Below are 12,178 nucleotides of genomic sequence, written 5' to 3'. Positions count from 1 at the left end.
TTTCCTCCTTCAGAGTCAAACACTTTTTTCAGCGTTTTTCTCCGGCGGGATGAATTTCTTCACTCCCTGCTGAGCCGCCTGCGTTGCCGCTTTGCCGTCTCAGTGGTGGCGCATTATAGGGAGTTATTCGGGGCTGACAAGGGTTTATTGCAAAAAATTGACTGAGCGCTACTTTTTTAACCGAACAGGCTAAAAACAGACATTTCTCGATCAATAATCAGTCAAAAGCGCCCGTTTGGCGGCACAAATCAGCGTCACGCGTATAAGCACCAATGCTATTCTGTTAGTCCAACGCCGTTTTCTTTGTTGCAGACTGAACAATTATTAAAGAAGGACTTTCAATGATTCGCTCCGCGCGCAGTATGGCCGGCTTGCCCTGGATCGCCGCAATGGCGTTTTTCATGCAAGCCCTCGATGCCACCATCCTCAATACTGCGCTTCCTGCTATCGCCACCAGTCTCGACCGATCCCCTCTTGCCATGCAATCTGCTGTGATCAGCTATACGCTCACTGTCGCCATGCTGATCCCGGTCAGCGGCTGGCTGGCCGATCGCTTCGGCACGCGCAAAGTCTTTATCGTGGCCGTTTCACTGTTTACGTTAGGGTCTTTAGCATGTGCACTCTCGGGCTCGCTGAGCATGCTGGTTATCTCACGCATTATCCAGGGTGTTGGTGGCGCGATGATGATGCCGGTCGCGCGCCTGGCATTGTTGCGTGCTTATCCACGCAGTGAATTGCTGCCGGTACTTAACTTTGTGACCATGCCGGGATTAGTCGGACCGATTCTGGGGCCGATGCTCGGTGGCTTGCTGGTCACCTACGCCAGCTGGCACTGGATATTCCTGATTAACATTCCCATCGGCATCGCGGGCATCTTCTATGCACGTAAATATATGCCGGATTTCACCACGCCTAAGCGCCGCTTTGATTTTGGCGGCTTCATTCTGTTTGGCTTAGGTCTGGTGCTGATATCCGTCGGTATCGAACTGTTCGGAGAGCGTATCGTGTCGCCGTGGCAGGCGGTGCTGGTGCTGTTAGCCGGTGTCGCGCTATTGCTTCTATATATAGTGCATGCACGCCGCCATCCTGCACCGCTGATCAACTTACCGATGTTTAAGACCCGAACCTTCTCGGTCGGCATCATTGGTAATATCGCGGCACGTCTGGGCACGGGTTGTATTCCCTTCCTGATGCCATTGATGTTACAGGTGGGCTTTGGTTATCCCGCACTGATAGCGGGTTGCATGATGGGGCCAACAGCGATTGGCTCGCTGCTGGCCAAATCCACCGTGACACAAGTGCTACGTCGCTTCGGCTATCGTAAAACGCTGGTCGGTATCACCATCATCATCGGCATTCTTGTCGCCAGCTTCTCACTGCAAACACCGGGTGAAAGTGTATTAATGCTGTTAGCCGCGCTGTTTGTATTAGGTATGGCGATGTCGACACAATTCACCGCGATGAACACCATCACACTGGCCGATTTGAATGATGAGAATGCCAGCGGTGGTAACAGCGTGCTGGCAGTAACGCAGCAGGTATCGATCAGCTTTGGCGTGGCCGTCAGTGCGGCGGTACTGCGTTTCTATCAGGATTTCGAGAGCACAACTGTGCAGCAATTCCACGCCACCTTCCTGACGATGGGCGTGATCACCGTGCTGTCCGCGTTTGCTTTCCTGATGCTGCGTCCCGGCGATGGCCGCAATCTGATCGCTAATCGCGAGAAAAAGAAGAAAACCGCTTAAACCGAACCGCGTTCCACCAGCTCCGGCGTCAATACCAGCGTTTGCTGGCTGGCGTCGGGATCGCTCATACGATGAATCAGCGTATCAATCGCCAGTTCGCCCAGTTCATCCTTGGGCTGATGGATGGTACTAAGCGGTGGCGTGAGATAACGCGCCAGTTCTATATTGTCATAGCCCATCACCGCGATATCTTGCGGCACGCGTAATCCCGCCTGGAAGAGTGCGTGATAAACGCCCACTGCCATCGCATCGTTACTGGTGAAAACCGCTTCGGGCAGCAACTCTAACGTCAGCAGTTGGTTCATCGCGTTGAAGCCGCCCTGAAACTCGAAATCACCGTCAACCACATAACCTGGCAACACCGGCAATCCACTGCTTTCCATCGCTTTATGGAAACCTTCCAGACGCAAACGCGCCGGGGTTTTATCCTGAGGCCCGGCAATACAGGCGATACGGGTGTATCCACGGTCGATCAGATGCTGCGTCGCCAGCTCACCGCCCAGCAGCGCGTTATCCTGAATAATGTCGCCACGCCCTTCAAACGGGGCCCAGTCCATCATCACCATCGGGACTGAAGGATAACGGTTAAGGATCTCTGCGGAAGGGAGATGCGTTTCAGTGCACATCATCAGCAAGCCATCAACGCGCTTTTGCATCAACGTTTCGAGGCTGCGATTCATGCGCTCTTCATCGCCTTCGGTATTGCACAGAATCAGGCTGTAGCCGCGCTCGTAGCAGCTATTTTCTACGCCACGCACCACTTCTGAATAGAACGGGTTACTACTGGCCGTCAGCAACATGCCAATAGTGCGCGTCTGATTGATCTTCAGACTGCGCGCCAATGCAGAAGGCGCGTAATTCAGCTCACGGATTGCCTGATCCACTTTTTCCCGCACCTGTTCGCTCACAAAACGATTGTTATTGATGACGTGGGAAACAGTGGAAGTGGAGACGCCCGCCAGGCGGGCGACATCTTTCATGGTCGCCAAAGGCTTAACCCTGTTGCTGCAGGAAGTTATCGATCTCAGTGCGCCACGGCACTGAGGGCTGCGCACCCGGACGCGTCACCGCAATCGCGGCGGCGGCATGGGCAAAACGCACGGCATCATGCATTGCAACACCTTCCAGACGCGCGGTAATAAAGGCACCGTTAAAAGTATCGCCCGCTGCGATGGTGTCGATAGCCTGCACGGTGAAGCCCGGAATACGCACGCCTGTGCCCTGCTCGCTCAACCACACACCACGACGACCCAAGGTAATCAAAACGGTAGAGATGCCTTTATCATGCAACGCCTGCGCCGCATGTGCTGCATCTTCATCACTTTTCACCGCGATGCCGGTCAGAATTTCGGCTTCGGTTTCGTTAGGTGTGATGATATCGATTAAGGCCAGCATCTCATCAGACAAATGTGTGGCAGGCGCTGGATTCAGAATCACTTGCGTGGCATTGGCACGCGCAATCTTCGCTGCCGCCAACACGCTTTCCAGCGGCGATTCCAACTGCATCAGCAAGGCCTCAGCATCAGCAATCACTTGCTGATGGCGATCGACACAGGCTGGCGTCAGCGCCGCGTTAGCACCGGAATAGATGCCGATATTATTTTCACCTTCGCCATTCACGAAGATCATCGCCACGCCGGTGGCTTCGTCTGCCACGATTTCTACCGGAGCAGTATCAATACGGTCCTGCTGCAGCTGCTGGCGGATACGTTCGCCAATGTCATCTGCACCTACACAGGCAATAAAAGCGATATCCGCGCCAGCACGACCGGCCGCCACGGCCTGGTTAGCCCCTTTGCCACCAAAGGCAATCTGATACTGTTTGCCGATCACCGTTTCGCCCGGACGCGGAAAATGGGTGAGGTTCAGAATGTGGTCGGCATTGATGCTGCCAAGTACCGCCAGTTTTGCACTTGTGTTCATAGGGAGTGATCCAGAAAGTTGCGCCACCAGGACGGTGGCGCGTTGCCATGCTTTTCTTTGTTTTTTATTTGGTGACCAGCTTCAGGTCAACTGGATTAACCGACTGTACTTTTTCGCCTTTCAGCACTTTATCTGCAGTGTCCACACCAATCACGCCAATTTTATCAGGCATCTGCGCCACTGTGGCGGTCAGTTTACCGGCTTCTACCGCTTTCACACCGTCAGCGGTACCGTCAAAGCCCACCACCAGTACATCGGTTTTACCGGCAGTCTGCAGCGCACGCAGTGCGCCCAGCGCCATTTCGTCGTTCTGAGCAAATACAGCCTGTACATCCGGATGCGCCTGCAGCAGGTTCTGCATCACGTTCAGACCTTTAGTACGGTCGAAATCTGCTGGCTGGCTCGCCAGGATATTAAATTTGTGTGCATCAGCAGCCTGCTTGAAGCCTTCGCCACGCTCGCGCGCTGCGGAAGTCCCGGCAATACCCTGCAGCTCGATGATTTTTGCGCCATCGCCCAGTTTCTTCGCGATGAAGTCACCGGCCATTTTGCCGCCGAAGCGGTTGTCAGAAGCCACGTGGCTCACCACGGTGCCTTGTGCCGCCACGCGGTCCAAGGTGATCACCGGAATGTTGGCCTGGTTGGCCATCTTCACGGCGTTACCCACGGCATCAGAATCCGTTGGGTTAATCAGCATCAGCTTGGTGCCACGCACAGTCAGATCCTGTACGTTCGCCAGCTCTTTCGCCGGGTTATTCTGCGAATCCAGCACCACCAGGTTATAACCCAGTTTGTCGGCTTCTTTCTGTGCGCCATCTTTCAGAGACACAAAGAACGGATTATTCAGCGTTGATACAACCAGCGCAATGGTGTCCTTAGCCATCGCGCCAGCACTGAGGGTGGCGCCAAGGATGACGGCCAATGCAGTTAACTTTTTCATTTATAGAGTCCTGTGTGAAGGTCAGAGTTATTTGCTGCTTTTGTTATCCACCAGCACCGCCAGCAGAATGACAACGGCTTTAACAATCATTTGGTAGTAAGAAGATACGCCCATCAGATTCAGGCCATTGTTCAGGAAACCCAGGATCAGCGCGCCAATCAGCGTGCCCATAATGCGACCTTTACCGCCCGCCAGTCTGGTTCCGCCTAAGACCACCGCCGCGATGGCATCCAGTTCATAACCGGTACCTGCCGTCGGTTGCGCAGAGGAAAGCCGCGCCACTTCGATGGTGCCCGCCAGCGCTGCCAGCAGACCACACAGCGAATAGACGATGATTTTGACGCGGTTAACATTGATACCTGACAGACGTGTCGCCGCTTCATTGCCGCCTAACGCATAGATGTAACGACCGAGGCGCGTGTGATGCAGCATGTACCACGCCAGCGCGAACACCACTGCCATCAGCCACACCGGCGTTGGGATACCCAGCGGACGGCCAATACCGAACCAGCCGAACAGATCGGCGTTATCACTGAAACCGGTGTTGATCGGGCTACCGTTGGTGTACACCATGGTGACGCCGCGCAGCAGCAGCATCATCACCAGCGTGGCGATAAACGCCTGTACCTTGCCGCGCGCCACAATCACGCCGGTAATACCACCAATCGCCGCACCCAGCGCCAGCGAAGCCGCTACTGCCACCAGCGCATTCACTTCCAAACCGACAATTGAGGCGGCGACTGCACCGGTGAGCGCCAGCAGCGATCCCACCGACAGATCAATACCCGAAGTCAGAATCACCAGCGTCATGCCGACGGCCATAATGGCGTTAACCGAGGTCTGCTGCAGGATGTTGAACATGTTGGCAACGGTGAAGAAGTTCGGGCTTTGGCTCGCCACCACGGCAATCAGCACGATCAGCGCAATCAGCGATTTCTGCTCCAGCAGCCAGGCTTTGCTAAACCAGCGACGGCTGGCGGGTAAGGTTTGGGTGCTCATACAACTAACTCCTCGCTGTGTTGCTTACCGACTGCCGCCGCCATCAGGGATTCCTGGGTAGCCTGCTCACGGGAAAATTCGCCACTCAGATGGCCTTCATGCATCACCAGGATGCGATCGCTCATGCCCAGCACTTCCGGCATTTCCGATGACACCAAAATGATGCTCAGCCCTTCGGCTTTAAACTGGTTAATTAACTGATAAATCTCTTTTTTCGCACCCACGTCCACGCCACGCGTCGGCTCATCCAGAATCAGTACGTTCGGGCGCGTCATTAATCCGCGCGCAATCGCCACTTTCTGCTGATTACCACCCGACAGCAGGCCAATCGGCTGCTCCATTGACGGGGTTTTAACGTTGAACAAACGGATGAAGTCGCCTACTGCCAGTTGTTCTTCACTGTGTTTCAGATTACCGGTGGCATGGCTGAAATAGCGCAGCGCGGTCAATGACATGTTCTCTTTCACCGACATGCCGAGCACCAGGCCATCGCGCTTGCGGTCTTCTGAGATATAGACGATGCCGTTGGCCAGGCCGTCCTGGGGTGATCGGGTAATAATTTCGCGACCGTTGAGCGTAACGGTGCCGTTGCTGCGAGGCAGTGCGCCGTACAGCACTTTCATCAGTTCCGTCCGTCCCGCGCCCATTAAACCGGAAATGCCAAGGATTTCCCCTTTGCGCAGGTTGAAACTGACGTTATCCACGCCCGGCCCGCTGAGATTTTTAACAGTTAAACGAACATCGCCCGGTGCCTGATCAATATGCGGATATTGATCTTCCAGCTTACGGCCCACCATCATCTCGATCAGACTCTCTTCGCTGAGATCGCTCACCGCGCGCTCGGCAATAAATTGCCCGTCACGAAACACGGTGACATCATCGCAAATCTCGAAGATCTCTTTCATACGGTGCGAGATATAAACAATGCCGCAGCCCTGCGCTTTCAGTTCATTGATGACGCGGAACAGCGACAGGGTTTCGGTATCGGTCAGCGCATCGGTCGGTTCATCCATAATGATGACCTTCGACTCGAAGCTAAGTACTTTGGCGATCTCAACCATCTGCTGATCGCCAATCGATAAATCGCCCACCAGCTTATGGCTGTTGAAGCGCAGGTTCAGACGATGTAATAAGGCATCCGCCTCGGCGTACATCCGGTTCCATTCGATGCGGCCAAAGCGGTTAACAAATTCGCGACCGAGGAAAATATTCTCTGCAACGGTCAATTGCGGAATCAGGTTGAGTTCCTGATGAATAATGCCAATGCCCGCTTCCTGCGACGCTTTCGGTCCAGAAAAAGCCACATCCTTGCCCAGCCACTGCAGAGAGCCCGCATCCATGCTGTAAATGCCGGTCAGCACTTTCATCATGGTGGATTTCCCCGCGCCGTTTTCACCCACCAGCGCCATCACGCGCCCCGGATAAACAGCCAGCGAAGCGCCATTCAGCGCTTTCACGCCGGGAAACGACTTTTCAATCCCTTTGAGTTGCAATAACGGTTGCATAACGACCTCAGAAGGTTACGCCAGCGCTCAGGATGACATTCGCATACGGAGAACACTCTCCGCTGCGAATGACGGCCTGACTACGCTGCGTTTCTTGTTTGAACTGTTCATGGCTGGTGTAACGGATGGTGATGACATTCCCCTGGTGCCGTTGCAAGGCATCGAGCACGGCGAGCAGTGCGCTGTGGAGTTGCGGATTGTGTTGCTTGATCTCCTCCGCCATCAGGGCGCTTTCGACTTGCATCTCCTGAGTGACAACATCAACCACCTGTAAAAATTCGGGCGTTCCCGGCGTCAACGCCAGGTCGATTCGCTGTGGTCCGGCCGGAATCGGCAAGCCCGCATCCGCAATCGTCAGCGTATCGGTGTGCCCCAGGCGGGCAATCACATGAGAGAGTTCAGCGTTTAACAAGCGACCTTTTTTCATTTCTTCCACTCCACAGCGAAACGTTTCGCTGAGCGGGAGTGTATTAAATGTGCGCGGCAACTCAATGACGTCATCACGGAAATGTGATCGCCATCGAAACGTTTCGCTTGTGCCGGGAATAATTTGAGTTTGGTGGGGGATGCGAGCCGCCTGAGCGGCTCTGAAGGGTGTTATGGCAGCTTGCGGACCTGCTTAACGTCCAGTTCAATGGAATTAAAGTCCTTATCCAGCTCGCCGGTCAGTTCAACCTGATCCTTCGGAGTGATGGTCTGTCCGTGCCAACGCTTATGGTCGATTTCCACTTTCATGTTGCCGCTACCGTCACGGAACAGATAATCCTCATCGCCGATTTGCTTATCCAGATAACCGCGCACGGTGATCCAGCTGTCATCTTTCATCTCTTCAGCCTGCTTCACTGTTACGACGCTGGTGTTATCGGCCTGGAAGCCGCCGGCGTGAACCTGAGCCTTTGGCGCACTGGGATCAACAAAGCCACCCTGCTGCGCGGCCAGAACCGGCGTCGATGCCAACATCACAATCGCAATTAACGCTGCACTCTTTTTCATTTTTCACCTCTGTTCCATGAATGTGTGGGATACGGAAGCCATTACAGCATAGGGTTCTTAACAGGATCTTAAGGGTTAAAAAAACACGAAAAATAGCCAAAATGCAGCGATTGACGCTGTACAAGCCGGTTTTGGCTTCGTATAACGACTCCTGCACTAAAGGAGAAACGCATGCGCATATTATTGATTGAGGACGACAAGCTTATTGGCGATGGCTTGAAAGTGGGGCTAACGAAACTCGGTTTCAGCGTTGACTGGTTCGTCTCAGGCGAAGCGGGATTCCAGGCCCTGCCAGCCGCGCCATGGGATGCCGTGGTACTGGATCTTTCGCTACCCGAGCGCGATGGACTGGAGATCCTGCGTCAATGGCGTGAGCAAGGCGCAGATGTGCCTGTATTGATCCTCACCGCACGTGATGCGCTCGATCAGCGCATACAAGGATTACAGTCAGGCGCTGACGACTATTTGTGTAAGCCCTTCGCGCTCGCTGAAGTCGCCGCGCGTTTACAGGCGCTGATTCGCCGCCGTCATGGACAACTACAGCCCGAGTTGAAACACGGCAAGGTGGTGATGTCGCCCAGCAGCCACAGCGTCTGGATTGACGGCGAAACCATCAGCCTGAAGAGCCGTGAACTGGCGCTGCTGGAGCTGTTTATGCGCAATCCAGGTCGCGTGCTAACCCGCAGCCAGCTGGAGGAAAAACTCTATAGCTGGGATGACGATGTCTCCAGCAACGCAGTAGAAGTGCATATTCATCATCTGCGCAAAAAGCTCGGCACAGCGTTTATTCGTACCGTTCACGGCGTGGGTTATACACTCGGTGCGGCAGAATGAGTCTATTTCTACGACTCGCCATCGGCTTTGTGCTGCTGATTACGCTGTGCGGTGGGGTAGCCAGTTACAGCGCCTGGCATCAGACCCGCGACACCGTTAATGAGCTATTCGATACCCAGCAAATGCTGTTTGCCAAACGCCTGCTGTCACTCGATCCCACCAGCTTGCACGCCGCCTCTCTGCCAAAAACCAAATCCATTTTGCGCCATCACCGCGGCGATCAGGATGATGATGCACTGGCGTTTGCCATTTTCCGTGCGGACGGCCAGCCGTTGCTTAACGATGGCGAGAACGGGCGCGATATGCAGTTTGATGATAAGCGTGACGGTTTTCGCGAGGGTCGTCTGCGCGGCGACGATGAGAGTTGGCGACTGCTTTGGCTGACTTCTGCTGATAAACAATATCGCGTGGTAGTGGGCCAGGAGTGGGAATACCGCGACGATATGACGCGCGATCTGGCACTGGCGAGTTTGATGCCGTGGCTTTACGCCATGCCCTTTATGCTGCTGATGCTGCTGGTATTGGTGTGGTTCGAATTGCGCCCGCTAAAGCGCCTGACGGCATCACTCCAGTTGCGAGCACCCGATGACGCCACACCGCTCGACGAAGCACGCTTGCCCAAAGAGGTGCAGCCGTTGGTGGCGGCATTAAACGGGCTGTTTCACCGTATGGCGCAACTCGTGCAGCGCGAGCGCCGTTTTACCTCCGATGCGGCGCACGAACTGCGCAGTCCGTTAGCTGCACTGCGCGTGCAGAGTGAGGTGATTCAGCTGGCGGATGATGACGAAGCAATGCGCAAACGGGCATTGCAGCAGCTTGATAGCGGCATCCAGCGCGCCACACGGCTGGTGGATCAACTCTTGACGCTATCAAGAGTGGAAGCGGACGATCTGCGCAGCGAATTTCAGCCGGTGCCACTGGCACCGCTGCTGCAAAAGCTTCTGATAGAACATTTTCCACAGGCCGAGGCGCAACAGATGGATCTGCAATTGCATGCACAGGCCGAACCGGTGATGAACGGTCATCCTCTGCTGTTGAATTTGCTGATGCGTAACCTGCTGGATAACGCGCTGCGCTATGCGCCGCCGGGCAGCCAGATTCAGTTCACGTTAAACGCGCGGACGATAACTATTGAAGATAACGGGTCAGGTGTTAGCGATGAGCAGCTTGCGCGCCTTGGTGAGCGTTTCTGGCGACCGCCGGGGCAAACGCAAACGGGCAGCGGTTTAGGAATATCGATTGTGAAAAACATTGCGCAACTGCACGGTATTCGCATTGCATTCAGCCATGTGCAGCCTCAAGGCTTGCGCGTCACCTTGAGCTGGTGACGCGCTTAATCCTTAAATCTCGACTTGCGTGCCCAGCTCGATCACGCGATTAGGCGGGATTTCAAACTGATCCGGCGCACGCAGCGCATTGCGTTGCAGCGCAAGGAACAGTTTGCCGCGCAGACGCAGATACCACGGGCGATCGCCAATAATCAGCGATTCATGGGACATGAAGAATGAGGTTTCCATCATGCGGCAGTTGAGACCTTCCAGCCCGCAGCGGTGGAAAATTTCTTCCACGTTCGGGGTCTCACGCCAGCCGTAGCTCGCCACCACGCGCCAGAACGTCGGCGACAGCTGTTCGATGGTAACGCGACGCACATTGTGCACGTAAGGCGCATCCTCAGTACGTAGCGTCAGCAGTACCACACGCTCATGCAGCACTTTGTTGTGCTTGAGATTATGCAGCATGGCAAAAGGGATCACGTTCAGGGCACGCGACATATAGACTGCGGTGCCCGGCACGCGTACCGGCGGAGATTTCTCCAGCGAAGCGATCATCGCTTCAAGCGAATTGCCGTGCTCATGCATACGACGCAACAGGCGGAAGCGCTCGCTTTTCCAGGTGGTCATCACGATAAACATCATCAGTGCCAGGGTCAGCGGCAGCCAACCGCCGGAGAACACTTTGACCAGGTTTGCCGAGAACAAGGACACGTCAATACACAGCATGCCAATCAGAATCAGCACCACCAGATAACGGTTCCAGTGCCAGTTCTGAATTGCCACCGTGGAGCAGAGAATCGCAGTCAGCACCATGGTGCCGGTGACTGCGATGCCGTAAGCCGCCGCCAGGTTACTGGAGTGCTCAAAGCCAACAATCACGATCACCACGGAGAAGTAGAGCAGCCAGTTGATCACCGGAATGTAAATCTGACCCGACTCTTCTTCCGAGGTGTGCACGATACGCATCGGCGGGAGATAGCCTAAACGTACCGCCTGACGTGTTAAGGAGAACACACCAGAGATCACCGCCTGCGAGGCGATAACCGTGGCCAGCGTCGCCAGAATCAGCATGGGAATCAGCATCCAGTCTGGCGCCAGCAGGAAGAAGGGGTTTTTGATCGCTTCGGGATGTTTAAGTAGCAGCGCGCCCTGACCAAAGTAGTTCAGCACCAGCGAGGGCAGCACCACGATAAACCAGGCAAGACGAATCGGGAATTTGCCGAAGTGACCCATATCCGCATACAGCGCTTCCACACCGGTAATGGCCAATACCACCGCGCCGAGCGCAAAGAACGACACCGTTTTGTACTGGATAAAGAAGTGCATCGCCCAATACGGGTTCATGGCATGCAGCACATCAGGGTTACTGATGATGCTACGCGCGCCCAGCACGGCCAGAATGATAAACCACACCAGCATCACCGGCGCAAACAGCTTACCCACGATGCCGGTACCGTGCTTCTGAATCACAAACAGCAGCGTCAGCACTGCAATCGCAAGCGGAACGATATATGCATCCAGGCTCGGTGCCGCAATCTCCAGCCCTTCAATCGCCGACAACACCGAGACGGCGGGCGTGATCACCACTTCACCATAGAAGAAGCTGCCACCAATCAGCCCCATGATGACAAGAATCGCCGTTGCACGTGCGCCGGTATTGCGCCCGGCCAGTGACATCAAGGTCAGGATCCCACCTTCACCGGCGTTATCGGCACGCATCACGTAGCTGATGTATTTCAGTGATACCACCAAAATCAGCAACCAGAAGATCAGCGAGAGAAAGCCAAATACCGCTTCGCGTTCTACACCAAAGCCGAACTGACCGGAGAGACATTCACGCAAAGTATAGAGCGGGCTGGTACCGATATCGCCATACACCACGCCAATCGCGGCGAGTGTGACTGCGCCAAGGGACTGCTTCTTATCCGAGCTCATAAGTTGTCTTTTGTTGGAGCCGATGAGGCA

Annotated in this window: 11 protein-coding genes; 3 read left to right on the top strand and 8 right to left on the bottom strand. The window is 54.9% G+C overall.

Annotated elements, in window-relative coordinates; all coding sequences use genetic code 11:
- Positions 1-341 precede the first annotated feature (341 nt).
- A complete protein-coding gene (gene mdtD, locus JK231_RS14745; RefSeq protein WP_034830079.1) occupies positions 342-1,745 on the top strand; it encodes a multidrug transporter subunit MdtD in 1,404 nt (467 codons plus the stop codon).
- On the opposite strand, the gene rbsR is transcribed toward mdtD, so the two are convergent.
- The 7 genes from rbsR to JK231_RS14710 all read right to left on the bottom strand — a co-directional run bounded on the left by rbsR (position 1,742) and on the right by JK231_RS14710 (position 8,105).
- Positions 1,742-2,725 (bottom strand): ribose operon transcriptional repressor RbsR, encoded by a 984-nt coding sequence (gene rbsR / locus JK231_RS14740; protein ID WP_211728908.1) that lies wholly within the window; start codon positions 2,723-2,725, stop codon positions 1,742-1,744. The genes mdtD and rbsR overlap by 4 nt on opposite strands.
- Positions 2,726-2,738: 13 nt before the next feature.
- A complete protein-coding gene (rbsK, locus tag JK231_RS14735) occupies positions 2,739-3,668 on the bottom strand; it encodes a ribokinase (RefSeq protein WP_211728904.1) in 930 nt (309 codons plus the stop codon).
- Between the two features lie 64 nt (positions 3,669-3,732).
- Positions 3,733-4,608: a ribose ABC transporter substrate-binding protein RbsB gene (rbsB, locus tag JK231_RS14730; RefSeq protein ID WP_034830075.1), complete on the bottom strand. Its 876-nt coding sequence runs from the start codon at positions 4,606-4,608 to the stop codon at positions 3,733-3,735.
- 27 nt (positions 4,609-4,635) lie between these two features.
- Entirely contained in the window at positions 4,636-5,607 is a 972-nt protein-coding gene (rbsC, locus tag JK231_RS14725) for a ribose ABC transporter permease (protein ID WP_211728903.1), read from the bottom strand.
- Positions 5,604-7,112, bottom strand: coding sequence for a ribose ABC transporter ATP-binding protein RbsA (rbsA, locus tag JK231_RS14720; RefSeq protein ID WP_097118412.1), 1,509 nt, complete (start codon positions 7,110-7,112; stop codon positions 5,604-5,606). The genes rbsC and rbsA overlap by 4 nt, the downstream gene beginning before the upstream one ends.
- Positions 7,113-7,119: 7 nt before the next feature.
- Positions 7,120-7,539: a D-ribose pyranase gene (rbsD, locus tag JK231_RS14715; protein ID WP_038643989.1), complete on the bottom strand. Its 420-nt coding sequence runs from the start codon at positions 7,537-7,539 to the stop codon at positions 7,120-7,122.
- Positions 7,540-7,709: 170 nt separating this feature from the next.
- Positions 7,710-8,105, bottom strand: coding sequence for a YgiW/YdeI family stress tolerance OB fold protein (locus tag JK231_RS14710; RefSeq protein WP_160833298.1), 396 nt, complete (start codon positions 8,103-8,105; stop codon positions 7,710-7,712).
- A 171-nt stretch (positions 8,106-8,276) separates the two neighbouring features.
- Between JK231_RS14710 and qseB the strand changes: the two genes are divergently transcribed.
- Positions 8,277-8,939, top strand: coding sequence for a quorum sensing response regulator transcription factor QseB (gene qseB / locus JK231_RS14705; RefSeq protein WP_097118414.1), 663 nt, complete (start codon positions 8,277-8,279; stop codon positions 8,937-8,939).
- The gene (gene qseC / locus JK231_RS14700; protein WP_097118415.1) at positions 8,936-10,267 is read left to right on the top strand and encodes a quorum sensing histidine kinase QseC; all 1,332 of its coding nucleotides are present in this window, start codon (positions 8,936-8,938) and stop codon (positions 10,265-10,267) included. The genes qseB and qseC overlap by 4 nt, the downstream gene beginning before the upstream one ends.
- A gap of 12 nt (positions 10,268-10,279) precedes the next feature.
- Here qseC and kup read toward each other — a convergent pair whose 3' ends face one another.
- Positions 10,280-12,148: a low affinity potassium transporter Kup gene (gene kup, locus JK231_RS14695; protein WP_034830061.1), complete on the bottom strand. Its 1,869-nt coding sequence runs from the start codon at positions 12,146-12,148 to the stop codon at positions 10,280-10,282.
- Between the last annotated feature and the right edge of the window lie 30 nt (positions 12,149-12,178).

This window comes from Pantoea sp. JGM49 (assembly GCF_018257655.1).
Classification (GTDB): Bacteria; Pseudomonadota; Gammaproteobacteria; order Enterobacterales; family Enterobacteriaceae; genus Pantoea; species Pantoea communis.
The sequence above is the reverse complement of the archived record's forward strand: the minus strand, read 5'-3'. Positions and strand labels throughout refer to the sequence as shown.

What these genes read in the sequence shown, in the direction of transcription:
- mdtD (WP_034830079.1), top strand. Translation starts at nt 342, where the DNA reads ATGATTCGCTCCGCGCGCAGTATGGCCGGCTTGCCCTGGATCGCCGCA.
- rbsR (WP_211728908.1), bottom strand. Translation starts at nt 2,725, where the DNA reads ATGAAAGATGTCGCCCGCCTGGCGGGCGTCTCCACTTCCACTGTTTCC.
- rbsK (WP_211728904.1), bottom strand. Translation starts at nt 3,668, where the DNA reads ATGAACACAAGTGCAAAACTGGCGGTACTTGGCAGCATCAATGCCGAC.
- rbsB (WP_034830075.1), bottom strand. Translation starts at nt 4,608, where the DNA reads ATGAAAAAGTTAACTGCATTGGCCGTCATCCTTGGCGCCACCCTCAGT.
- rbsC (WP_211728903.1), bottom strand. Translation starts at nt 5,607, where the DNA reads ATGAGCACCCAAACCTTACCCGCCAGCCGTCGCTGGTTTAGCAAAGCC.
- rbsA (WP_097118412.1), bottom strand. Translation starts at nt 7,112, where the DNA reads ATGCAACCGTTATTGCAACTCAAAGGGATTGAAAAGTCGTTTCCCGGC.
- rbsD (WP_038643989.1), bottom strand. Translation starts at nt 7,539, where the DNA reads ATGAAAAAAGGTCGCTTGTTAAACGCTGAACTCTCTCATGTGATTGCC.
- JK231_RS14710 (WP_160833298.1), bottom strand. Translation starts at nt 8,105, where the DNA reads ATGAAAAAGAGTGCAGCGTTAATTGCGATTGTGATGTTGGCATCGACG.
- qseB (WP_097118414.1), top strand. Translation starts at nt 8,277, where the DNA reads ATGCGCATATTATTGATTGAGGACGACAAGCTTATTGGCGATGGCTTG.
- qseC (WP_097118415.1), top strand. Translation starts at nt 8,936, where the DNA reads ATGAGTCTATTTCTACGACTCGCCATCGGCTTTGTGCTGCTGATTACG.
- kup (WP_034830061.1), bottom strand. Translation starts at nt 12,148, where the DNA reads ATGAGCTCGGATAAGAAGCAGTCCCTTGGCGCAGTCACACTCGCCGCG.